Origin of the sequence: Burkholderia latens, from assembly GCF_001718795.1 — a bacterium.
Classification (GTDB): Bacteria; Pseudomonadota; Gammaproteobacteria; order Burkholderiales; family Burkholderiaceae; genus Burkholderia; species Burkholderia latens_A.
Map to the genome: position 1 here is coordinate 337989 of NZ_CP013435.1, position 22741 is coordinate 360729.

Below are 22741 nucleotides of genomic sequence, written 5' to 3' on the forward strand. Positions count from 1 at the left end.
CATTCAAGCAAAAATCAGGACTCGGCATAGCGAAAAATCAGCTTACCCATATGCCAGGTATCTCCAGGTTGCCGTAGTTTCTTCGATGCTTTCGGCAAGTCTACGTTGGGCGGATTTTTCCAGCCAAATGTCGCAAATATCCGATTAGCCATCGGCAATTGGCTCTTGAACCTCCCCCAAACCCTATACGCAATAAAGACAGCCATGACCTCAATCACCAGCCATGCGAGAAGCCCTGCCTTCAATAAAATTTGCCAGCCGTCGCTATCATTAACCAACATCACGATTTGAATTAACGTTATGATCGACGCGCACGCACCCCAAAATAGCATCGACCATTTTAGAATATTCCTGAAAAGCGCTCGGCTACCACGCTCACAATGAGGATGAACGGACAAAATTCCATCACTACGCCGCCTGATTGCATATCCAACCCATCCAGACTCTGCCCGCTCCGCAACGACCTCGACTTCATCACCATTTTCAAAGACAGACAGCCAGATCCATGCACGGACTTCCTCACCGTTCAGTCTGAACGTCACCAGATCCCCCACCGTATCCGTGAACTCCGTGGACGTACTGAGGTTGAGCGCGATATCGTTCAGGCCCGCCAGCGCCGCCACGACCGCGGTTCGCTCCATTGCTTGCTTGTCCGCTTCGGTGAAAACAGCCTCGTAGGCTGCACGACGCTTCGTCAGTCCTGTAATGGTTCCACGCAGAAGCACCGGGGCGGTAGCCTGCTTACTGTCCATCTGTGTATCCTGTTGGAGCCAACACTCCTGCGTCTTCATTCAACGAAAAATCAGAACTCGGCATAGCGGAAAATCAGCTTACCCATCTGCCAGGTATCTCCAGGTTGCCGTAGCTTCTTCGAAGTTTTCGGCAAGTTAACATTAGGCGGATCCTTCCAGCCAAATGTCGCAAATATCTTGTTTGCCATGGGCAATTGCCTCTTAAATCTTCGACTAACATTATAGGCAATAAAGACCGCCATCGCCTCAATAACACCCCATGAAACAATAAAAGTTTTAATAAAAAATATCCATCGATTATGCACGCCGCCGTAAAGCATAAGTGACGCCACCAGCAGCGTCACAGCCAATGCACACCCGCTCCAGAATAGCACCGAAAATTTCAGGAAAAATTTAAATAGCGCCCTACTCCCACGCTCGCAATGAGGATGAACGGACAAAATGCCGTCACTACACCGCCTGATTGCATATCCAATCCACCCAGACTCTGCCCGCTCCGCAACGACTTCGACTTCATCGCCGTTTTCAAAGACAGATAGCCAGATCCATGCGCGGACTTCCTCACCGTTCAGTCTGAACGTCACTAGATCCCCCACCGTATCCGTGAACTCCGTGGACGTACTGAGGTTGAGCGCAATATCGTTCAAGCCCGCCAGCGCCGCCACGACCGCGGTTCGCTCCATTGCTTGCTTGTCCGGTTCCGTGAAAACCGACTCGTAGGCTGCACGACGTTTCTCGAGTCCCATAATGGTTCCACGCAGAAGCACCGCGGCAGTAGCCTGCTTACTGTCCATCTGTGTATCCTGTTGGAGCCGACACTCCTACGTCTTCATTCAAAGAAAAATCAGGACTCGGCATAGCGGAAAATCAGCTTACCCATCTGCCAGGTATCTCCAGGCTGCCGTAGCTTCTTCGAAGTTTTCGACAAGTTAACATTTGGCGGATCCTTCCAGCCAAATGTCGCAAATATCTTGTTTGCCATTGGCAACTGCCTTTTAAATCTTAACCATATTCTGAATGCCACGAATACAGCAATTCCCTCCAGCACCACCCCGCCAGTCAGATAGACCTCCAGCATCAACTCCCAATTATCAAAGGAGCTATCACGCATTGTCATTGCCGTTACAAGCAACATCATCGCCAACGCACACCCTCCCCAGAATAGCGTCGACAATTTAAGGAAATATTTAAACAGCGCTCGACTGCCACGTTCACAATGAGGGTGAACGGACAAAATGCCATCACTACACCGCCGGATCGCATATCCAATCCATCCAGATTCTGCCCGCTCCGCAACGACTTCGACTTCATCGCCATTTTCAAAGACAGATAGCCAGATCCATGCGCGGACTTCCTCACCGTTCAGTCTGAACGTCACTAGATCCCCCACCGTATCCGTGAACTCGGTGGACGTACTGAGGTTGAGCGCAATATCGTTCAGGCCCGCCAGCGCCGCAACGACCGCGGTTCGCTCCATCGCTTGCTTGTCCGCTTCCGTAAAAACTGCCTCGTAGGCTGCACGACGTTTCGTCAGTTCCGTAATGGTTCCGCGCAGAAGCATCGGGGCACTAGCCTGCTTACTGTCCATCGTTAATTCCCCGTTACAGCAAGCGCCGCTTCAAAACTGGCCTGCTGCTTTTCCAATGTGAGTGCTTTATCTGGTGCGGTTCCGAAAGGGGAACTCGACAGCCAGTTTTCAAGATCGTCCGGCGTAAAGTAATTGTAGATCAGCGTAATTACCGTCAAGATTACCGCCACTTCCCAGCCCGTTGCGATCAGGATCAAACGTCCGCTGAGCATGAGCCATCCGCCTGCGGATACTTCAGTCGCAAGTCCGAGTGCAACTGTCTCGCCAGCATATGTCCTAGCGCCTTTGAGCACCGTGCTCTTCACAAATCCTTCCAGCTTTTCGGCAGCAAGACCGGCAGCCTTGCCCTCGATGCGGGCCTGAGCACCTGCCATGCCGGCCGACAGCCGCCCAAGGAACCGCATTTTTCCAGGAGAGAGGCTGGTCGATCGCATAAGCAATGGCGCAGAGGAACTGATAGCCGTTAGAACGGTAGCAATACCCGATCCAAGATCAATTCCTCCTTTAATAAAATAAAATGCCGCCTGCTTATAATTACCGGACGACAATCCAGAGCTCACTTTCATCCCATCGGTCGTCACTGATATAAACGATGAAATCCCCCCCAAACAGCTCGCCGCAACTTTCATGCTGGCCAGTGTCGCAGTGGCCGCCGACTTCCCGAACCCGCTGAGCCATTTGTTATAAGTATTAAGTCCTGCACCAATCAGGGATAAGGTTCCGCTGGCAATAGCCAATTCGTCAGTAGCCGTCTTGTTCGGCTTTGTCCAGAGCAGGAAGTAATTCATCATCTCGATGATGAACAACGCCCCAGAGATTTTGACCGACGCAGCGGCCTTGTCTCGCGCGGCGTTCGGTGTAAACCGCGCCTCCGCATACAGCTTGCGAACGAGCGCGCCACGATCATCATTCGCCAACGTTGCATATGCTTGTGCCCGAATCTGCATGGGATTCAAGCTCGGATTCTTCGCCTTGATTTCCCATATCGTCTTGCTCATCGCGGCATCCATTTGGCCCTCCCAAGCAGCCAGCTTCACCACGATTCGCTTCGCGTCTTCCAGTACGAGCCCCCCACGAACCATCAGCGCTCCCTTGATCAGGATGCCGCCAACGGAACGAGAAATTGGCCCGAAGACATTTATCAGCGCACGTCCCGACCACAGCGTCAATCGCTCGATCCCCAGAGCCTTGAGCGGTCGCTCGGTCGCCGACCCCGCGCGCTCATGCTTGAAGATGTCTTCGACCTTTTCGTAAAACTTCACAAACGACTTCAGATAGCCAAGATCGGCGGCGATCGACGCCTGTTTCAGCTCGTACCACGACACTGCCTGATCCACGATCGATTCGCTCTTGGTGGCCTGCACCCTGATCAGGAACGTTTTCAGTTCATCGCGAATATCCGTCTGGTTATAGGCAAACGCCCTCCAGAAGTAGCTGCGCTCATCGGTGGGGTCCATGTTGTTGATGAGTTTTTCGACAATACGCAGCCCCGTGCTCGTCGCAGACAATCCGGCATACGCCTCATCGATCACACCGTGAAACGCCATGCCATCAGCCGGGTCATCCGGATGATAGTCGTTGAGTGCATGCCGAAACGTATCTGCAGCGAGCCAAGCATCGCGGTCGGGTACGCGCTGCTTCTGCAACTCCTCGCACTTGCTGGTGACCTTATCAAACCAAATGCTGAAGTTGTTCGGCCACTTTCCACCTTTGAGGCTGGCCTGATATTTGCGCCAAGCCTTGTCGCCTGCTGCCTGCTTTTCCTCGGGCGTGAGCTTGCCCGCGTTATCGATCAACTCTAACGCGCTGGGCGGCATGATCCCGCCATCGCCTGCGCCAAGTGCCGCACTCATCATCCCCTGGCGGAGCATGCTCTCGCTAAGCGCCGCACCACTGCGAACCGCCCTTTCGGCTGCTTCGATGGACTGGGTGGCGTCCACGCGAAGCGGCTGCATGCTGGTGTAGCGCATCAGCATGCCAGCCGGATCGTTGTGAAACCCGGCGAGTTCGTGCGTGATACCGATCCCGTCCCACAACGCCAGCAGCATCGGTTTATGCGGCGTACCGCCGGCATTCTCACCAATTTCGTTCATCAGCTTGACCAGATCTTTGCTGGCCGAGCCCGACGGCGACGTTTGACGGATATGCAGCGGATAGCGCGTGGCTTCCTGCTCCCAAATGCTATCGTCGGTCGCACGCCCATACTCGTCTGTCGCGATCGGCTTGGCGGGCGGCGCGAGCAAGTCCGCCTTCAGGCCAGGCTGGTACTCGACGATCTGGTCTATTCCAGCTTGGGTAGCAACCGTCGCATGCCCGGCCTCGCCCTTGTTCATGCCGAACATGCCGCTTCCGGTCTTGATCCACGTCGCCGGCATGATGACCTGCATGCGTTCGGTGCGCAGCTTCGGGGACGTCGCGTACTTCTGGAAAACCTCTTTGATCCACGGATATTCGGAAAACGCGATGAACACCCGCGTCGCCTTCTCCGGTTTCTCGATGGCGATGACATCCATGGGTACAGCACCGCCGCGCTGCGCGCACGCCGGGTCCGTCTTCGGCTCCGACGGCAGGGGAATCGTCTGCTTCCAGAGTCGACCATCCTCGGTCACCCGGTAAGCCTCCCAGTAATTGTTGCCGCGCGCGCCTTTCTCGTAGAAGAGATAGAGCCAGCCTTCACGGAGGGTTCTCAGGCTGTAATGATGCGCGCTCAATGCGACATCCAGCGTGCCTGGGCCACTAATGCCGGGCGGAATTGCATTCGGCATGGTTTTCGGTACGACGGCGTACCGGACTGGCAAGATTGCGAGCCCGGATTTCATGCAGTTCGGGCAGGTCGCAGTACAAGTCAGGGAAGTGTTTGCCATGATCTGTTTCGTTATAAATTTCAGGCGCGGCCACCGGCGCTATCCGAGACTCGCAGGCGCTCATGCCACGCGCCTTGACGAATCTCCGCAATCTCGTCCGACGTGAGTTCGCCGATACATTCGGCATAGAGGTCCCCGTCGGCCCTGTTACCCAGTAATTGCAGAACCTGCGGATGCAGGTCGAACTCCGGATGCCACGAGAGCGCGTGGCCAACAAACGCCACCTGGTCCTCCTCGTCGATCAAGCCATAGCTTCGCGCCCTCGCCGCTGCTGCGACAGCCGAATTAACCTCATGCTGATGAGGCTGGCGATCGTGCTCATATGCGTGCAGCGCAAGCGCGCGATTGACGATGCCATGGAGATGGAGGGTCTGCCATTGCGCGACCTCCAGTACAAAGTCTTCCCGCCGGCCCGTGGTGTTCATCCGCGTGACGGGGGTCGCGCCAGCGTCGAGCGTATGCCACGCCTGGATCGGCCCCAGCAAGGCATGCTGCTGCGCCGGGGTCAACACGGGCCAGAGCAGCGCCTGTGAGCGAGAATCGTAAAATCTGAGCAAGCAAAGGCGGCTTTGATCGTCGTTCTGAAGCGCGAGACGAGCACAATGTGCCGCGACCTCCGCCGCTGATGCGAAACTTGCGAGCCAACCCCCGATCCGTTGCCCCAGTCCTTCAGCCATCGATTGCGGGCGCCGGTCCTCGAACGCCAGCCGTACACTTTCTTCCAGCGCGGCGACACCTGAATCAGTTTTGAGATCCAGTTCGAGAAGGTAGGGATAATGCGACGGCGAGACCGCCTCGTGATCGATTGCCACATCCGACCTGGGCATACTGGCGAATGGCGAGTTGTCGCCGGCGTCGCCAGCCATCGGGTCTCGCTGGGTCGGGTCGACGATCAGCAGGCAACGCATATCTGGATGCTGCTTGAACCAAGCCTTCAACGTATTGGCGTGCTCGCGGATCTTGACCGATTCCGCCACGGGATCGTCCGCATCGACACGATCATGTCCTTGCATTTGCATAGATGACATCGGCTTACCCCAGCACGACCGTTGACGCGCTATTGGCGGATGCCGATGCCGTCTGCCACGAACAACCCTTCGTCACGCTCGTAATCTGAGCCGGCAGGCGCATGGACGATGCCCCCTGTTTGCTCCACGATGCACCCTTCTCGAGGATCTGCCCGGTCGTCCCATTCTCGATCAGATCGGGCGTGATCTTGATATACGAACCGCCTGCTCCAATCCAGATTTCCTTGTCCGCTGAAATCACCACGCGGCCGTCCACGCTCGTGATGCTCAAATCCTGCTGCGAGGTCAAGGCCATTGCATCGCTTTTCGCCTGAATCTCGACCTTGCCTTTCGCGGCAAAGAGCTTGATCCCCGCGTTCTGCGCGAACAGGCTGATCTTCTCCATCACACTCGCGATCAGCGATTTACCGGCCGCCACATGCGTGCTCTTACCGCTGACGATATTGACTTGCTGATTGGCCGTCAGTTGCGCTGAATCCTGAGTCGACAGCCCCAAGCCCGCAGGACTCGCCATCAACATGATCGGTGTCGAAAAGCCGTTTGCGTTACCCGTGCCGCCGCCGCCGGTCCGACCGCCGCTGCCAGCGCCGCCGCTCACGCTATAGTGCGTCGCGTCGGTGAACTTCTTGAGTGCGTCGTGCCCTTCCTGCAAACTTTCGGCCTGGTTCGCCGAGCTCGCCTGCGACGTCAAATCCACAACGGTTTCCGCGCTGGCCAGCTGCTCAGAAGCAGCGGTCACGTTCAATGGCTGGTTCGTTGCCGTCGGGTGGGTTGACACGAACAGGCCCTGCCCTGCCCGAATGGCGCCGTATGCGTCCGATTTGAGATCGAAACCGCTGCCGAGAAACGCGCCGCGCGTGTTGTCCGTGTGCTGGATCAGGTACCCCAGGTGCAAGTGGGACTGATAGCTGCTCGAGTAAAGGTGAACCCGATTTTGCTGCGTCGAGTCGTCCATCACGAGCTGGTTGTACCCAGTGCCGTTGTACTCGCGAGAACGATAGCCGGACAAGAGGCCGTTCGTATGCCACACCGGCTGCGTAGCCCCCCCGTACATTCTCGCGATGATGACGGGCCGGTCACAGTCACCTTCCATGAAACCGACGACCACTTCGTCGCCCTTGCGCAGCGGCTGAATTCCACCTCGATTCGAGCCTGCATCCAGGAACGTCGGGCGCACCCAGCACGATGCACGTTCATCCTGGCCATTGCGGCGGTTCCAGTGGAACCACACCTTCACCCGGTTCAGTGAATCGGTGTACACCTCTTCCCCGCTCGGGCCGGCGACGATTGCATTCTGCAACTGCATCACCGGCTTCTTGTGTTCGAACGGGCTACGGAACGGGACGTTGCGCGGTTGCGCCTCGACCACCACCTGAAAGAAACCTTCGCTGCCGTCTGCGTGGCGAACCGTCGCGCCAGCCTTCGCTTGCGCAACTTCCGCAGCCAGCCCGTCGGGAAATTGATCCGCCTCGTCCAGACCGGGCAGGTTATTGCAAATCAGCCAGTCAACCCCGAGCAGAACAAATTCCCGATCCGGTTGGCTGCCCGCGTCATGCACCGGATGACCGCGAAGTTCGAAGCGCCGCCCCGGCATCGCGCAGCGCAAGCCGCCTATTCCGTGAAAACGTTTCATCCGCGATTTGCGCTCTTCAAGCCGAATCTGGGCAAGACGCTCACCTTGCTCGCGGTCCGACCACATGTACGCGCCAGGGTAGTCGTAGATTTCCCCATCGGTCGGCAACTCGCCGTTCACGTCCGTCACACCCTGCACCTGCCGAGGAAGATCCGGGCGCTTGTAGTCGAACGAGCGCGACGTCAGCTGCGCGCTGTCGATCTGAAGCTGCTCCTTCCACTGCGCGAACCCGTCCAGTTCCCCACTGATTTCCGTACGACCGAACTCGACAACGGGTTGTTTCAGTTGAGGAACGAAATAAACGTCGTCCGTCAAAACCATCGTGTGCGACCGGCCATTTTCGGCTTGCTCGAAGTACGGAAATACGCCGACCTCTTCCATGCTGCGATAGACGAAATTCAGGTCGTATTCCCACTGCACGCGATTGGAATAGGACGGCAGCGGCTTATGAAGCTCGTAGCGAAACGCGCCACGCGCTTGAGGATGCTCGTTGAAGACGTCGGTCAGAATCTGTTCGCCATTCTGCTCCTGCCAGTCACGCATGTCGCGGCGCAGACGCAAGAAATAGAGCCAGGACGAGAACGCCAATTTGTAAAAGGTCAGCGGCCCATCCGCGCCCAGCCTGCTGAATCGGTGAACGTAGCCATGGATCGGCATGTACGAGCCGTCCGTCTGCTGAATCCAGAGCGTGACCGGCTTGGCGAGCAACGCACTCAATTCAATCTGGCTACCGCGTGGTGAAACGGCATCAATCACGAATTCGTAATCGCGACCGAGTCGAGCGGTGCCCTTCACATAGAGTGGCAATAACCAGTCGACGCCAAGCGGCGTGTCGAGTTTGACAAGACGATTGTATTGCGCGTCGCCCAGACGCAACGTCTTATAAAGTGCGGTGTGGCCCATGCAGCTTTCCCTTGGTTGGTATTCAGGTGGGGTTTCTGCCGAGGGCTGATTATAAATGCCTTTCGGAACAAGACGATAGTGCGCCTCGCATACCGAACTATCTCGAAAAATGGCGAGCTGACGTTCGAGCGTGAAATGGCCGCAATCTCACAATCTTTCAGGAAAAAATTCCCGCTTATTCGTAAGCCAGATTTTTTAAATCACATATCACCTCCCTGAGCACGGCCAGCTAGGGCCGCTCCGCCGAAGTACTTCCGCGTCGGCGCACACTTCGCTCAGGAGACTTCGTGAATTCCAGTCTCTACATCGCCATACTGGTCGGCCTGACCTTCGTCCTCGTCGCCATGTTCGCGTTCGGGTGCTATTGGCTCGCGACCAAGATCAACCCACTCCCCTCGGACCCCTGCCCCACCCTCGCCGTCGTCCACTAGGATCGACGAACACGATGAACGGGAAGCGCAGGCGCCGTATCCCGATCATGCGGTGGACGCCCTACGCAACCCGGTTTCAGCAGAGCGAGCTGGCATGTACAGCGCGGTACACCGCTGCAGGTGCTGAAGGAACTCGGCGGCTGGGAAACGATGGAGATGGTTCAACGATACGCGCACCTTTCGGCCGACCGACTCGCGCAGTGGGTGACGCCGCACACGCCCGTCGCGGCGGTAATCGCGATGCCGGTACCAGCGGAACGAGAGGCAATGCGGATGACCGGATAACGGCAGCGTAGGTGTACTTTAGCTACACCAAGTAAGGCAGGGAGACGGGTGAAATCGCTGAGAGGCTTGTCAGACTTGGCGCGCCCGGCTGGGATCGAACCAGCAACCCCTGCCTTCGGAGCATTACCGGCACGCGACAACTCTTTAGAAATCAATACCTTGCGCGACTCGCAAACCGCAAAACCAAGGCTACTCAAGGTCAATCAGGGTCATCCAAGACCACCCAAACTGTAATTTCACTGTAGTGACTGCACGGTTTGAATGGTGAAAATTTCACAATGCGGTAAATTAACAACCCCCATGGGGCACCCGGTCAAGGGGTTTCATTTTGTAAGTTCGTCGGCACATAAGGTCATGTGTAACAGTGTCGCCCTACGGGAGAGATACTATTTCCCTTCCGTGCGGTAGCGTCTATGCTTGCAGTGCAACAACAAGGAGAGCGCCATGAAGGTTCTACTGACTGAGAAAGTCCGCGCGCTACAGAAGGATCGGGAAGGTGCAGAGGAACTGCGGAACTTCATCGCAAATGCCAAGCTCAACGAGCCCGCCGAAATCAAGGTCAAGACGAGCAAGGGGCGTCAACTAAAGTTCCGGGCAAAGCTCGTCCCCCAGGGCTGACGTTTGAACGTCGCTTTCCCGGCGGTTCTTCTATTTCTGCTGCTATCGCCCGGCATCCTCTTCCACTCCCATTATCAGCCGCGCGAAGTCCGTGCGGCTGATATGTCCCCGTTCGGACAGACTGTCATTTATGTCGTGTTCTGGAGTGTCTTGTTCGATTCCGCGACCATAGCAGTTGCGGTGCACTGGCTCGGGTACGAATTCCATCTGGGGTTGTTGGCTCGCCTGCTTGTCGACGGTCGCCTCGCAAACGGTGATCCGGATCTCGCCTCTCTGTTCGCTGGCCTGGACAGCCATCCCGCCGAGCCGCTGTGCTTCTTTCTATGGGCGAACGCAATCGCGCTTGCGTGCGCTCTTCTCTGGCGCGCGATTGTCCACTGTTTCAAACTCGACCACCCATCGTTTCCGTTCTTCCGACACGTCCGAGGCGATGCTCCGTGGAACTATCTGTTCCGCGGCATCGACGTAAGTGATTCAACGCCAGATGCCATTGTTGTCGCAGCGCTCGTCACACTGAAAGACGCCACTCTGCTGTATACCGGTCTGCTCGTCGACTACGAGCTGACAGACAAGGGCGAACTCGACCGAATTATGATTTCCAACGCAGCTCGTCGCCGTCTAACCGATGACGCGACAGGCGACAGTGCGGAGCGCATGTCGGCCGCAAACATGCAAAGGTTTTACCCGATCGAGGGTGACTGCTTAGTGCTGCGCTCTTCGGAAATCACGACCCTGAACATTAAATTTCTCGTGCTCGAACCGCTCAACGACGCCAGCAAAGAAGAAAACCTCAAGCCGGAGAACTCCTAGACTGCGTCTAGGAAAACGGCGCCGCGCGCCTCAATTTTTCTCAGATACGATCGACGCTTTAACTTCCACGGGATCATCAATGACCCTGCTCGATCGTGTTCTCGCCCACGCCTCGGCAACGCAGCGCCAGCAGTTCACCGGACTCAATGCCCCCATCCGCTACGCTGGCCCATACGGAGACGCTTATGCTTCTCGGAACGTGCCCGAGTTTGAGCTCGACGTCGACACGCTGCTCTTCATCAGACCTTATACGGACCCCGATACCGGCCGAATGATTCGCTGCTTGGCGGACGTCGACGCGGCGGCTGCGACCTGATCCGGCGGCATGCTGATGGCCGTCGGTTCGCGCGGCCATCAGCGTCACTCGTGGAAATTCAGGCAAGCAACCTGCGCGGGCTCTATTTGCCCCCTCCCCTTCCTCCCATCCCTGCAGCACGGTGAGCACAGGCGAGTACGCTGAGTACTACGAGGACAGCGAGCACACTATTCCTCGGGAAAACCATTTAAAACAAAGCACTTACACCCAAAACCCTGCGTGATTTCACGCATTTCCGTTATTTGAGATCCGTGCAACGATGCATTTCCAAGTGACCGGAAGGCCGTTTCCGTGTCCGCAGTTGCGTCAAAACCTGCGTCTATACGTGTGGTTTGGCGTACAACTCTGGCTCATACTTCAATCATCGCAACAAACGCTACGGGAGCCGATCATGGCAAACGGAAAACAGGCATCGGCTCGCCGTCTGAAGATGGCAGAGCGGGCGCAGCAACTGCAGGATCTACATTTCCCCGGTATAGACGACATCTGGCTATGGCACCGGAAGCGAAACGACGGGTTCATCACGATTCCCCGCACGCTGCCGATCGTGATGCAAGCTGTCGACGCGCAGTCCAAGGGTCAACCAGCGGGTCACACGCTTTTCTGTTTGTGGGCGAGATCGCCCGATCATCCCGTCTTGTCGATCGACAATACTTCGACCTTCGCAGCCGAGGCCGGCTTCGTAGGTGAGCGTGCCGTTGATACATGGCGTCGACGAATGAAAAGGCTGCGTGACCTCAAGTTCATCCAGACAAAACCCGGCGCGTCTGGGGACTTCCACTACGTCTTGCTGCTGAACCCGAACGCTGTCATGGAGTGGATGCGATCTACGGGCCTAGTGCAGAACGATCTGTACAGCCGGTTCGTTGAGCGTGCCGTGGACGTTGGTGCCTTTGGTGAAATTGAAGCGATACGTGCGGGTTTGGCGCAAGCGGCCGCCCCAGCAGCACAACCCGCCGCGACGCTGCCGGCCGGTGATGCCGCAACGGCAGAACAGTCAGAATCAGCTCAAGCAGCCGATGCGCAACCGGAACAGGTCACGTTGACCGAGCTGGGTAACCTTTGATTCGGGAGGAGGCGGAATGCAGAAATTATTAGGTTTCGGCGCCCGGTGTTACTGCCCGCCGGGTGCTGAAGAAAGCCCTTGACCGCCAAGTTGCGAGCCGAACCGGTCAAGGGCTATGGCAGTGCCGTACTACATCGAGCGGCGACTTACGATCGCTGCTCGATGTTCATGATAATCCACCGCTACAGACAACACGTCATCCGAAATGAATCTTGAGCGTGACATTGCACTTGTTGACGAGCTGCGTTCGCATACTAGCGAGTGCCAGTGGCTCGAATTCAAGCAAAACAACACCGACCACGAGATGATCGGCAAACGGTGCTCGGCGTTGTCCAACGCCGCGCGCATTGAAGGTAGAGACACCGCGTATATGCTCTGGGGGATCGAGGATGAAACCCACAAGGTGGTGGGCACCTCTTTCGATCCGGAGTCTCAAAAAGTCGGCGGGACGGTGCTCCAATTGTGGCTAGCAAACGCGCTGCAGCCGAGCATTACTTTCAGTTTCCGCACGATCGAGCACCCTGAGGGGCGCGTGGTCCTGTTGGAAATTCCGGCGGCCACGGGAACCCCTGTCAGCTTCAACGGCATCGCCTACGTGCGCATAGGCAGTGCAACGCCCAAACTCACCGAGTATCCCGAGCGCTACCAGAAGCTCCTCGAACGGATGCAGCCGTACCGATGGGAGCATGGCGTCGCAGCGCAGTACATCAAGGGTGACGATGTGTTGGAATTGCTCGACTACAGCCACTATTTTCGGCTTACGAAGCAGCCACTTCCTGACAATCGAGCTGGGATCTTCGAAAGGCTCGCGGCGGATCGGCTGATAACTCGCGACGTCGGCGATCGGTGGAACATCACACACCTCGGTGCAGTGCTGTTCGCAGCTCGGCTCAGTGACTTTGATGCCAGCTTGGCGCGGAAGGCTGTCCGCTTCGTTGCCTATGACGGCAAGAACCGTGCTGCAACTGGAGCAGCCCCCTGAAACACCGGACATAGCCTCTCACTTAAACTAGCGGGTAGGCATAAGACTGTGTTTTTGACTAACACCAGGCAGGAAGTGATGGAAGTGTTGACGGGCCCGGAGCGTCGGCGGCGCTGGACGGCGGAGCAGAAGCTGGCGATGGTTCGCGAGAGTTTCGAACCGGGGAAGTCGGTTTCGATGGTTGCGCGCCAGCACGGCGTGAACCCGAACCAGCTGTTCCACTGGCGCAAGCTGTACCAGGACGGGAGTCTGTCGGCGGTCAAGGCTGGAGAGGAAGTGGTCCCTGCATCAGAGCTGGCCGATGCCCTCAAGCAGATTCGTGAGCTGCAGCGGATGCTCGGCAAGAAGACCATGGAGAACGAGATTCTCCGCGAAGCAGTCGAGTATGGCCGAGCAAAAAAATGGATAGCGCACTCGCCCTCGCTGCCGGAGGACGACCAGTGAAACTGGTTTGTGAAGTTCTCGGCGTGTCGCGCTCGAACGTATCGGCACGACTGTCGCGTCCGGTGACGTGGCGCGATGGCCGTCAATCGCGGCAGACGGACGATGCGAGCGTGGTCGAGGAAATCCGCCGAGTCGTCGGCGATTTGCCCAGCTATGGCTATCGCCGGGTGTGGGGCTCGCTGCGCAATGAACGCATTGCTGCCGGACAGGTGCCGTTCAATGCGAAGCGCATCTATCGCATCATGCGCACTCACGGTCTGCTGATGCAACGGCGTCCAGCCCCGCCTCGGCCGCAACGTCGGCACGATGGCAAGGTGGCCGTCGCGCGCAGCAATCAGCGATGGTGCTCGGACGGCTTCGAGTTCCGCTGCGACAACGGCGAGCCGCTTCGAGTGACATTCGCGCTTGACTGCTGCGACCGCGAAGCGATGAGCTGGGCGGCTACGACGGCAGGTCACAGCGGCGACATCGTGCGCGACGTCATGCTGGCAGCAGTGGAAAATCGGTTTGGCAACGAGCTGCATACACCGTCCGAAATCGAGTGGCTGAGTGACAACGGTTCGGGCTATACGGCCGACGATACACGCCGGTTTGCAGCGGCCATCGGCCTGAAGCCATTGACCACGCCGGTGTGCAGCCCGCAAAGTAACGGGATGGCCGAGAGCTTCGTGAAGACAATGAAGCGCGACTACGTTGCCTTCATGCCAAAGCCGGACGCAGCGACTGCTGCACGCAACTTGGCCATCGCGTTCGAGCATTACAACGAGAAGCATCCCCATAGCGCGCTGAAGTACCGCTCGCCTCGCGAGTTCCGGCGCTCAATGGATTCAGCAACCTTAGTGTGACGCTGTGTCCGGGATTACAGGGTCAACTCCAGCAACAGTCACGCATCGCTTGGACGGACAGAGGGGCTATGCCGTAGGGTTCGAAGGCCTAGTCAATTTTCTGAACGAGCTGTTGCCTAGGAAGGAGCATATTGGAGCGCTCCGCGAAGCATCTATCGTGTTCCCTGAGCTGGCGATACGTGAGCTTGTGGCGAATGCTTTAATTCACCAGGACATGACGCTTACAGGCGCAGGACCGCTGATCGAATTGTTTGAGGATCGAATCGAGATCAGCAACCCTGGCGAACCGCTGGTGAAGCCAGAGCGCATGATTGATTTGCCCCCGCGCTCGCGAAACGAAGCCCTCGCCTCGCTTATGCGCCGGATGGGGATGTGTGAGGAACAGGGTAGTGGTCTCGACAAGGTGCTGCAGCTCGTTGAGGTATCGCAATTGCCGCCGCCGCTTTTCCGCTCGGAGCAAAACACGACCCTCGTCACACTCTACGCTCCGCGAAGCTTCGCTGAGATGACGCCCGACGAGCGAGTGCGTGCGTGCTATTTCCATGCAGTTCTCCGCTTCTTGAGCGGCGACAAGATGAAAAATTCGACGCTGTGCGAGCGCCTCGGAATCGCCACGAAAAATGCCGCGCAGGCGTCAGCAGTTATCGCCAAAACGTTGGAGGCTGGCCTCATCCGGGTCGCGGATCCAGAACACCCCCGAGCGGGCTATCTACCTCACTGGGCGTGAAGAAAATTCGTTTCTTGATCGGGTTTTGATTCTCAGGGGCTTTAGGAGGGCCTAATCAGGCCCTTTTTAGTAGTGTAACTAATAGAATCAACCACTTATGGCGATATCGGATCTCCGATATTTCTTGATCCGGTTTGGATCCGACCGGATCCGCTGCCCAGAAGGCGGTCTGGGCGCCCCTTGCGTCTTGGCAGGTTGCATAACCAAGGCGCATAAAAGTGCATAGAAGAATCCGCCCCCCCAATCGCCGCGCGGCCCGCACCGGCCGGGCTCAGGCGGCCCGTGCATGCCTGCATAAAAACCACTCGATTTTGCGGGCAGGTGGGGCGGGGTCACAACTGCGCGCGCCGGGTCTGAATCGTCATCCCAGGAGCAGGGTCTGGCCCTTGGGGTGGCGCCCCCGACGCGTCAGGCGGCACGCTACGGCCCTGCGGCGGGCTCGTCCGACCCTTAGGATGCATCGGGGCGGCGGCCGCCCTGAGGCGCTCTAATGCTCCGGGGCGCACCCAGGCGACGGACGCAAAAAAGCCGCCGGCACCGAAGTGCCCGGCGGCTTTGCTTTGCCAGGTATGCGCTCGGGCGTCAGCCCTTCGGCGTCTCGAAGTCCTTGAAGCGCACGACCTCGACGCCGAGCCAGTCGTTCACCTCGCGCAGCCGTGCCTTCAGTGGTTCGATTTCGAGCTCGTTGAATACCTCGGCCGCGTCATGCACGTTGCCAAACCCGCCCGCGTTCGACGGGATGATCCCCATCAACTGCGGCGGCACGCGGTGCGCCGCAAGCTGGTCCTCGACCGTCACCTTTTTGATGTTCCAGAACTCGTCCTTCGCCGCGACCTCGCCGATCGGCAGGAGCTGGATGCCGTCCTTCTTCCCTTTCGGCGCGTACATGAACAGGTTCCGGAAATTGCCCGGCCCCTTCGCGTTCTTCAACGCCGAGCGCAGGTTATCGACATCCTCCTGCTTCTCGGCCGCGTCGGTCATATACAGGATGAAGCCGGCGTGACTTCCGTTCTTGGTAAGCGTGTCCCCAGCACCGTCTCGACGATGTGAAAGGAAGTTGCCAGAGTAGTCCCCACCAAAGTAGTGGGGACCAAAGTGGCAACAGATACGCCGAAGAGAACTTCACGCAAAGGCATCCCGAATCACCCGATCGAATTTCGACGGCATCTCGCCAAGCTGGCCTGCGAGCCGGACGTATCGGTGGCGCGTCTGGCGATGGAGCATGGGGTGAATCCGAACCTGGTGTTCAAATGGCGTCGAGCATTGCGTGCCGGCGAATACGATGCGGTGGATTTGCTGCCCGTGACCGTGGAGGCACCGGCGCAAGAGATCGAGCAACCGGCCCCGGCGCCGGTCGCCAGTGCCGCTCCGGCGGGCGCCATCGAGATCAGTGTAGGCAACACCCGAGTGCGCATCGAAGGCTCGCCGCATGAAGCCACGCTGTTGCTGGTGCTCCGTATGTTGCGCGGCACGTCGGGACTGACAGCATGATCGGACTACCCAGCCACACGAAGATCTGGCTGGCCGCCGGCGTGACCGACATGCGCTCGGGCTTCAATAGCTTGGCTGCGAAGGTCCAGACCGTGCTGGAGCGAGATCCGTTCAGCGGCCACGTGTTCGTGTTCCGCGGCAAGCGTGGCGATCTGGTCAAAGTGTTGTGGTGGAGCGGCGACGGCATGTGTCTGCTGATGAAACGCCTGGAGCGCGGTCGGTTCGTGTGGCCACGTGCCGATGGTGGCGTGGTGTGCCTGAGCCAGGCGCAACTGTCGATGCTGCTCGAAGGTATCGACTGGCGGCAGCCTGTACGCACGGCGGAGCCGACATCGGCGTTGTAAACCTGCCGGCCGCCGCGTAGACTGCCGGCATGACCACGGCAAACGTCTATCCGGACGACATCGAAGCGCTCAAGGCTATGCTGCTTGAGCGCGATGCACGCATTGGACATCTGGAAGATGTTGTCGAATCGCACAAGGCGGCGAACGCTACTGCCAAGGCCGAGATCGAGCATCTGAAGCTGCTGATCGCGAAACTGCGCCGCATGCAGTTCGGCCGGAGCTCCGAGAAGCTCGACCGTCAGATCGAGCAGCTCGAGTTGCGACTGGAGGAGCTCGAGGCCGACGAAGGCGCTGCCCCCATCGAGATTCCGAAGACGCCGCGTATCGCACCGGAACAAGCGCCGCGCAAACCGCTCCCCGAGCATCTGCCACGCGAGATCCTGACGTACTGGCCGGAATCGGGCAAAACCTGCACGGCGTGCGGCGGTGCCATGAAGCAACTCGGCGAGGACATCTCCGAGCAGCTGGAATATGTACCGGCCAGCTTCCGCGTGATCCGCCATATGCGCCCGAAACTGGCATGCACGTGCTGCGACCACATTACACAAGCTGCTGCGCCGAGCCGCCCCATCGAGCGTGGCCTGGCTGGCCCGGGCTTGCTGGCCCATGTGCTGGTCTCGAAGTTCGCGGACCATCTGCCGCTGTACCGCCAGTCGGCGATCTATGCGCGCGAGGGTGTCGATCTGGATCGCTCGCTGCTGGCGAAATGGGTGGGTCATGGTGCGAGCCTGATGCAACCGCTGGTCGACACCTTACGCCGGCACGTCATGGCAGCCATCAAACTGCATGCCGACGATACGCCAGTGCCTGTGCTCGCGCCGGGCAATGGCAAGACGAAAACCGGACGGCTGTGGGTCTACGTGCGCGACGACCGGAACTCGGGCGACATGACGCCGCCGGCCGTCTGGTTCGCCTATACGGCCGACCGCAAGGGCGTCCATCCGCAGCAGCATCTCGAATCGTTCAACGGCACGCTGCAGGCGGATGCCTACGGCGGATATCAGGCGATTTACGAAGCCGGGCGGGTAGCCGAAGCAGCTTGCTGGGCACATGCTCGGCGACAGTTCTACGAACTGCACGCCGCACGCCCGAATGCCTTGAACACCGAGGCGCTGGAGCGTATCGGCGCGTTGTACAAGATCGAGGAAGCGATCCGGGGCAAGCCGCCCGATGAGCGACAGGCGTACCGGCAAACACATAGCAGGCCCTTGCTCGATCAGCTCCATGCGTGGCTGAGTGCCACGCTGGAAACGCTCTCGCGCAAATCCGACACGAGTCGGGCGATTCTCTATGCGCTGAACCGGTGGGAAGCGCTTACGCGCTACTGTGACGACGGGCATCTGGAAATCGATAACCTGCCAGTTGAGCGCGCGTTGCGCGGGGTGGCGATCGGGCGCCGGAACTACCTGTTCGCCGGTGCGGACTCAGGTGGCGAGCGTGCGGCGGCAATCTACAGTCTGATCGGTACGGCCAAGCTCAACGGCCTCGATCCCGAGGCGTATCTGCGCGCCGTACTCACGCGCATCGCGGACCATCCAAGCAACCGGGTCGAAGACCTGCTGCCATGGAACATGACCACCCTGGCATCGTAAGGCGATAATGCCGCTGGCTTCCCGTTCACCCGGAGATCAGATGGCGAAATCGTTCCAGCGCTTTACCCTGCACGTGCAGCTTCAACACATCGAGCCGCCCATCTGGCGCAGGATCGAGGTTGAAGGAACCGAGTCGCTGCGCAAGCTGCACCATATCCTGCAGGCGGCCTTCGGCTGGGAAGACACCCACCTGCACGACTTCCTGATCGACGGCATGACCTACGCCATGTTCGAGGTCGACGACGTGCTGGACTTCGCCGACCCGGGCACGAGCGCCGATGACCGGAAGGTTCGACTGCAGAAGGTCCTGAAACCTGGCTCGCGCTTCCTCTACCGGTACGACTTCGGAGACGGCTGGGATCACGCCATCGTCGTTGAGAAAGTGGAAACCATTGAGAGCGAACCGTGGGGCGCGGCCCAGGTCATTGATGGTGCTCGCGCGTGCCCGCCAGAGGATGTTGGCGGCCCGCATGGCTACGAAGCGTTCCTGAGCGCGCTATGCAACGATCCGAATAGCGAGGAAGCTGACCATTACCGAAACTGGGTCGGCCCCGGCTTCGACGCAGAACTGTTCGATCTGCGTGCTGCCAATGCCACGCTGCTACGCATGGCTTCCAATCGTTGGGGAAACCGGTAACTCACGCCGTCAACACGGTATCGGCTCCACGCTTACCGTTCTTGTAGTAGCGCCGGCGAAACAACGTCGCGCTTTCGTTCAACCAGGTCGAGTTCAGCGCCGACAGGTATTCGGGTAGCCCGTAAATCTCCTGGTTCAGGTCCGGCTCGTACAGGTGATAGACCGAGCCCTTCGGGAACTCGTACGGCTCCCGCACGTTCGTGACGAACCAGTATTGACCCGGCTCGACGCCGACCCGCGTGTACTTCGCGAGCGACGACTTCAACGCCATCGGCGCGCCGAGCTGGTTCGTGCGCAGCTCGAGGTAGCTGTTCGCGAAGACCAGGTACTCGAGCACGAATCGGCTGAAGTCCGCGCGCGACAGCAGCGGATGCTCAACGTACGACTGCACGAGGATATTGCGCTTCACGTAGATGGCCGAGCTGTGGTGTGGCGCGGCCCGAAACGATCGCGCGAGGCCGTCCAGGGGTAGCGGCGGCTCGTACCAGTTCCCCATCCGCATGCATTCAACATACTCGAGCAGCTCGCGCCGATCCATTACCTCGATCGGATCACCAAACGAGAACACCTCCGTGCGTGGCGTCGGCGCCGGCGTGGATTCGGCGGCCTGCTCGGCACGGCCATGCGTGCGGCGCCCAGCGCCGCGTCGAATCTTGCGTGACATCAGAAAAGCTCCATAAATCCGGTATTGGTGCTCGTCGCGCCCTCGAGCGGCTCATTCGCGAGCGCGTGCATGCACGCCCAGGCCAGGTCGCCGTGGCTCGCCTCTTCGGAGCGGCTCGCCTTGTACGTGACCTGCAGCCCGCTGGGCGTGATCGTTTTCTTGATCGCCATGAACGCCGCGGCGAGATCCTTCCAGCCCGTGTCGAACTCGAGCCGGCCTTTGCGGATCACGTTCTGCGCCTTCATCACGAGCGCGGTCTTGATCTCGACCGAGTAGTGGAACGGCGTCGCGGCCGGGAAAAACTTCGTGACGAGCTGATAGACGCCCTGCCCGATCCCGGTCGTGTCGATTCCGATGTAGGTCACGCGGTAGCGCCTGGTCAGCGCCTCGATCTGCGCAGCCTGCGCTTCGAAGTCGAGGCCGTGCCACTGGAACCGCTCGAGTACGCGGAATTTCCCGCCGGGATACTTCGGCGGCGCTAGGACCACGCAGCCCGCACTGTCGCCCGTGTGCGACGGGTCGCAACCGATCCACACCTCTTCGTCGCCGAACGGGCGCAGGTACAGCGGCTTGAAGTCGTCCCACACCTCCCACGTGTCGACCATGCACGTCTGCAACGTCGCGAGAGGAAAGACCGACAGCGAATCGTCAACGAACTGGCACAGCAGCAGGTTCGCGTATTCGTCCGCGCTGTATTCGAGCTTCAGGCGCTCGAGGTCGAACAGATTGCAGCCGCCGCGCACGGCGTCCTCGACGGTCACGATCTGCCGATATTGGCCGTCCGCGCACGCGCGGCCCGCCGCGAGCGCAGCGTTCGATATGTCGATCGAAACGCGCTGATCCTTCGGTCGACCGCGGTTGAACAGTGCCCCGGACCAGAAGGGGTACGCGTCGTGCGCGAGGCTCGACGGTGTCGAGAAATACGTCTGGCGCCACTGCGAATGAATCGCCATGCCGGACGCAACCTTGCGCAGGTCCTGGAAGCGCGGAACCCAGAAGTACTCGTCGAAATACAGGTTGCCGTGATAGCTCTGAGCCGTGCGCGCATTGGTGCCGAGGAAGTACAACGTCGCGCCGTTCGGCAGCACCATCGGATCGCCCTTCAGCTCGACGCCAACCGCGTCCTTCGCGAACTGGACGATGTACTGGCGGAACACGTGCGCCTGCGCCTTACTGGCCGACAGGAAGATCTGATTGCGGCCCGTGTTCAGCGCGTCGAGCAGAGCTTCGCGCGCGAAATACCAGGTTGCGCCGATCTGCCGGCTCTTCAGGATGTTGCGAATCCGCTCTTTGAAGCCTGCCCGATACCAGGTGCGCTGATAGTCGAAGATCGATTCGAGGAACGCATCGTTCAGCTTCTCGATCTGCTCTTCGCTGAACGCGTTGCGGTCGTCCGAGCTGCGTGATCGGCGCGTGCCGCCACCGCCCCCGGATTCGCTCACCTTTGCGTCGTTCGCTGGTCGCGACCGCAACCGGTCGAGTTGACGCGTCAGCAGGTCGATCTCCTTGAAGTCGCGCCCTTCCTTCGCCTCCTTCGTGACGAGCTTTATCAGTTGCGCCTCGATCGTCATGTTGACGCGATCGACCGGCTCAGTCTCGTCCCATCCATCGCGCTTTTTCCAGCTATAGAGCGTGGCCGGCTTCACGCCGAGCAGCTCGGCGATACGTGCGATGCGATACCCCTGCCAGTACAGGTCGCGTGCGCGTCGACGTGGATCAACGTCGGATGAATCGATGGGAAGTGCAGTCATGCAGCAAGGCTACCGACGCGCGCGCGTAGGCCCTACTGCGCACGGTTGTATCGGTTGCGCGCACAACCAACATGCGTTGCGGCTCCGGTTCGAACTGCCGAAACTGGAATCCCTGAACACAGCCCCCTCTCAGCGGATTCGCAAATGGCACAGGACGCAAAGAAGACGAAGTTTTTCCGAATCGCGACCGAAGGCGCGACGACGGACGGCCGCACGATCGATCGCGCGATGCTCGAACAGATGGCGAGCAGCTACGACCCGAAAACGTACGGCGCACGCATCAACATGGAACACATTCGCGGCTACACCCCGGATAGCACATTCCGCGCGTATGGCGACGTGATCGCGCTCAAGGCAGAAGAACAGGACGGAAAGATGCGCCTGCTCGCGCAACTCTCGCCGACCAAGGATCTGGTCGCGCTGACCACCGAGCAGCGGCAGAAGGTCTACACGTCGATGGAAGTCGATCCCGATTTCGCCGGCACGGGAGAGGCGTACCTGGTCGGTCTCGCCGTCACCGACAACCCGGCGAGCCTCGGCACGGAAATGTTGCAGTTCAGTGCGAAGCACAAAGCGTACGACGCACGGAAGCAGCGCCCGGAAAACCTCTTCAGCGCCGCCATCGAAGCCGACATCGAGATCGAGGACGAGGACGCACCGCCGCGTACCGGTGATGCCGGCAAGTCACTGTTCTCGAAGGTACGCGGCCTGCTGAACCGCAAGGAAGCGACCGACGACCAGCGCTTTTCCGACCTTTCGCAATCGGTCGTCGCGCTCGCAGAGAGCCAGAGCCAGGTGCTCGAGCAACTCGAGAAATTCAACACGAACGTTGACGAGCTGAAGCGCGCGCAGAAGGACGGCGAGAAGCGACACAGCGAGCTGGTCCAGAAGCTTTCGCGCACCGACAGCAGCCCGCAACAGCGGCCGACGTCGACGGGCAGCGACAACGGGGCGCAGACCGACTGCTAAC

General features: G+C 59.1%; 20 protein-coding genes and 3 pseudogenes. 14 read left to right on the forward strand and 9 right to left on the reverse strand.

Annotated elements, in window-relative coordinates; genetic code table 11:
• Positions 1 to 14: 14 nt before the first annotated feature.
• Genes WK25_RS01630 through WK25_RS01655 form a run of 6 tightly spaced genes read right to left on the reverse strand, consistent with a single transcriptional unit; the run spans position 15 to position 8768 of the window.
• Positions 15 to 752: a putative type VI secretion system effector gene (locus WK25_RS01630; protein WP_069241907.1), complete on the reverse strand. Its 738-nt coding sequence runs from the start codon at positions 750 to 752 to the stop codon at positions 15 to 17.
• A gap of 50 nt (positions 753 to 802) precedes the next feature.
• The gene (locus WK25_RS01635; RefSeq protein WP_069240865.1) at positions 803 to 1546 is read right to left on the reverse strand and encodes a putative type VI secretion system effector; all 744 of its coding nucleotides are present in this window, start codon (positions 1544 to 1546) and stop codon (positions 803 to 805) included.
• Between the two features lie 50 nt (positions 1547 to 1596).
• Positions 1597 to 2340 (reverse strand): putative type VI secretion system effector, encoded by a 744-nt coding sequence (locus tag WK25_RS01640; protein ID WP_069240866.1) that lies wholly within the window; start codon positions 2338 to 2340, stop codon positions 1597 to 1599.
• 2 nt (positions 2341 to 2342) lie between these two features.
• The gene (locus tag WK25_RS01645; protein ID WP_156788993.1) at positions 2343 to 5204 is read right to left on the reverse strand and encodes a T6SS effector BTH_I2691 family protein; all 2862 of its coding nucleotides are present in this window, start codon (positions 5202 to 5204) and stop codon (positions 2343 to 2345) included.
• Between the two features lie 20 nt (positions 5205 to 5224).
• Complete coding sequence (locus WK25_RS01650) at positions 5225 to 6223, reverse strand: DUF4123 domain-containing protein (RefSeq protein WP_226209300.1); 999 nt, start codon at positions 6221 to 6223, stop codon at positions 5225 to 5227.
• Between the two features lie 13 nt (positions 6224 to 6236).
• The gene (locus tag WK25_RS01655) at positions 6237 to 8768 is read right to left on the reverse strand and encodes a type VI secretion system Vgr family protein (protein ID WP_069240868.1); all 2532 of its coding nucleotides are present in this window, start codon (positions 8766 to 8768) and stop codon (positions 6237 to 6239) included.
• 287 nt (positions 8769 to 9055) lie between these two features.
• On the opposite strand from WK25_RS01655, the gene WK25_RS31580 reads away from it, so the two are divergent.
• The 9 genes and pseudogenes from WK25_RS31580 (at position 9056) to WK25_RS01695 (ending at position 15292) form a co-directional block, all read left to right on the forward strand.
• Positions 9056 to 9199, forward strand: a complete 144-nt coding sequence (locus WK25_RS31580) for a hypothetical protein (protein ID WP_167432629.1) — start codon at positions 9056 to 9058, stop codon at positions 9197 to 9199.
• An 84-nt stretch (positions 9200 to 9283) separates the two neighbouring features.
• Positions 9284 to 9484: pseudogene (locus WK25_RS29760) on the forward strand (site-specific integrase); the annotation flags it as partial.
• 444 nt (positions 9485 to 9928) lie between these two features.
• Complete coding sequence (locus WK25_RS31585; RefSeq protein ID WP_167432633.1) at positions 9929 to 10102, forward strand: hypothetical protein; 174 nt, start codon at positions 9929 to 9931, stop codon at positions 10100 to 10102.
• A 3-nt stretch (positions 10103 to 10105) separates the two neighbouring features.
• Positions 10106 to 10912 carry a DUF6338 family protein gene (locus WK25_RS01665; RefSeq protein WP_069240870.1) on the forward strand — a complete coding sequence of 269 codons (807 nt, stop codon included), beginning with the start codon at positions 10106 to 10108 and terminating at the stop codon, positions 10910 to 10912.
• A 79-nt stretch (positions 10913 to 10991) separates the two neighbouring features.
• Complete coding sequence (locus WK25_RS01670) at positions 10992 to 11228, forward strand: hypothetical protein (RefSeq protein WP_069240871.1); 237 nt, start codon at positions 10992 to 10994, stop codon at positions 11226 to 11228.
• A gap of 391 nt (positions 11229 to 11619) precedes the next feature.
• Positions 11620 to 12294 (forward strand): hypothetical protein, encoded by a 675-nt coding sequence (locus WK25_RS01675; RefSeq protein ID WP_226209298.1) that lies wholly within the window; start codon positions 11620 to 11622, stop codon positions 12292 to 12294.
• A 205-nt stretch (positions 12295 to 12499) separates the two neighbouring features.
• Positions 12500 to 13276, forward strand: coding sequence for a helix-turn-helix domain-containing protein (locus WK25_RS01680; RefSeq protein ID WP_226209296.1), 777 nt, complete (start codon positions 12500 to 12502; stop codon positions 13274 to 13276).
• A gap of 78 nt (positions 13277 to 13354) precedes the next feature.
• Positions 13355 to 14565 (forward strand): IS3 family transposase gene (locus WK25_RS01690; protein WP_135801118.1). Its coding sequence is split into 2 segments (ribosomal slippage): positions 13355 to 13670 and positions 13670 to 14565, totalling 1212 coding nucleotides; the frame shifts between segments, so codons are not numbered across the junction.
• A gap of 157 nt (positions 14566 to 14722) precedes the next feature.
• Positions 14723 to 15292 carry an ATP-binding protein gene (locus WK25_RS01695; protein WP_226209436.1) on the forward strand — a complete coding sequence of 190 codons (570 nt, stop codon included), beginning with the start codon at positions 14723 to 14725 and terminating at the stop codon, positions 15290 to 15292.
• Between the two features lie 582 nt (positions 15293 to 15874).
• Here the strand turns inward: WK25_RS01695 and WK25_RS01700 are convergent.
• Positions 15875 to 16306: pseudogene (locus WK25_RS01700) on the reverse strand (Presumed portal vertex protein); the annotation flags it as partial.
• Positions 16307 to 16375: 69 nt separating this feature from the next.
• Here WK25_RS01700 and tnpA point away from each other — a divergent pair.
• From tnpA to WK25_RS01720, 4 genes are read left to right on the forward strand one after another with little or no spacing between them, the layout of a single operon-like run.
• Entirely contained in the window at positions 16376 to 16783 is a 408-nt protein-coding gene (gene tnpA / locus WK25_RS01705) for an IS66-like element accessory protein TnpA (protein WP_069240873.1), read from the forward strand.
• Positions 16780 to 17127: an IS66 family insertion sequence element accessory protein TnpB gene (gene tnpB / locus WK25_RS01710; protein ID WP_006764055.1), complete on the forward strand. Its 348-nt coding sequence runs from the start codon at positions 16780 to 16782 to the stop codon at positions 17125 to 17127. The genes tnpA and tnpB overlap by 4 nt, the downstream gene beginning before the upstream one ends.
• A gap of 29 nt (positions 17128 to 17156) precedes the next feature.
• The gene (gene tnpC / locus WK25_RS01715; protein WP_069240874.1) at positions 17157 to 18719 is read left to right on the forward strand and encodes an IS66 family transposase; all 1563 of its coding nucleotides are present in this window, start codon (positions 17157 to 17159) and stop codon (positions 18717 to 18719) included.
• Positions 18720 to 18759: 40 nt separating this feature from the next.
• Positions 18760 to 19356: a plasmid pRiA4b ORF-3 family protein gene (locus WK25_RS01720; RefSeq protein WP_059524049.1), complete on the forward strand. Its 597-nt coding sequence runs from the start codon at positions 18760 to 18762 to the stop codon at positions 19354 to 19356.
• Positions 19357 to 19390: 34 nt separating this feature from the next.
• On the opposite strand, the pseudogene WK25_RS01725 reads toward WK25_RS01720, so the two are convergent.
• A pseudogene (locus WK25_RS01725) lies at positions 19391 to 20020 on the reverse strand (phage portal protein); the annotation flags it as partial.
• Positions 20020 to 21771 (reverse strand): terminase large subunit domain-containing protein, encoded by a 1752-nt coding sequence (locus tag WK25_RS01730; RefSeq protein ID WP_069240875.1) that lies wholly within the window; start codon positions 21769 to 21771, stop codon positions 20020 to 20022. The pseudogene WK25_RS01725 and the gene WK25_RS01730, both read right to left, overlap by 1 nt.
• Before the next feature lie 144 nt (positions 21772 to 21915).
• Between WK25_RS01730 and WK25_RS01735 the strand changes: the two genes are divergently transcribed.
• Positions 21916 to 22740 carry a GPO family capsid scaffolding protein gene (locus WK25_RS01735; protein ID WP_059459482.1) on the forward strand — a complete coding sequence of 275 codons (825 nt, stop codon included), beginning with the start codon at positions 21916 to 21918 and terminating at the stop codon, positions 22738 to 22740.
• Position 22741: the final 1 nt, after the last annotated feature.

Coding starts and splice junctions, on each gene's coding strand:
- WK25_RS01630 (WP_069241907.1), bottom strand. CDS start 752: ATGGACAGTAAGCAGGCTACCGCCCCGGTGCTTCTGCGTGGAACCATT.
- WK25_RS01635 (WP_069240865.1), bottom strand. CDS start 1,546: ATGGACAGTAAGCAGGCTACTGCCGCGGTGCTTCTGCGTGGAACCATT.
- WK25_RS01640 (WP_069240866.1), bottom strand. CDS start 2,340: ATGGACAGTAAGCAGGCTAGTGCCCCGATGCTTCTGCGCGGAACCATT.
- WK25_RS01645 (WP_156788993.1), bottom strand. CDS start 5,204: ATGGCAAACACTTCCCTGACTTGTACTGCGACCTGCCCGAACTGCATG.
- WK25_RS01650 (WP_226209300.1), bottom strand. CDS start 6,223: ATGCAAATGCAAGGACATGATCGTGTCGATGCGGACGATCCCGTGGCG.
- WK25_RS01655 (WP_069240868.1), bottom strand. CDS start 8,768: ATGGGCCACACCGCACTTTATAAGACGTTGCGTCTGGGCGACGCGCAA.
- WK25_RS31585 (WP_167432633.1), top strand. CDS start 9,929: ATGAAGGTTCTACTGACTGAGAAAGTCCGCGCGCTACAGAAGGATCGG.
- WK25_RS01670 (WP_069240871.1), top strand. CDS start 10,992: ATGACCCTGCTCGATCGTGTTCTCGCCCACGCCTCGGCAACGCAGCGC.
- WK25_RS01675 (WP_226209298.1), top strand. CDS start 11,620: ATGGCAAACGGAAAACAGGCATCGGCTCGCCGTCTGAAGATGGCAGAG.
- WK25_RS01680 (WP_226209296.1), top strand. CDS start 12,500: ATGAATCTTGAGCGTGACATTGCACTTGTTGACGAGCTGCGTTCGCAT.
- tnpB (WP_006764055.1), top strand. CDS start 16,780: ATGATCGGACTACCCAGCCACACGAAGATCTGGCTGGCCGCCGGCGTG.
- tnpC (WP_069240874.1), top strand. CDS start 17,157: ATGACCACGGCAAACGTCTATCCGGACGACATCGAAGCGCTCAAGGCT.
- WK25_RS01720 (WP_059524049.1), top strand. CDS start 18,760: ATGGCGAAATCGTTCCAGCGCTTTACCCTGCACGTGCAGCTTCAACAC.
- WK25_RS01730 (WP_069240875.1), bottom strand. CDS start 21,771: ATGACTGCACTTCCCATCGATTCATCCGACGTTGATCCACGTCGACGC.
- WK25_RS01735 (WP_059459482.1), top strand. CDS start 21,916: ATGGCACAGGACGCAAAGAAGACGAAGTTTTTCCGAATCGCGACCGAA.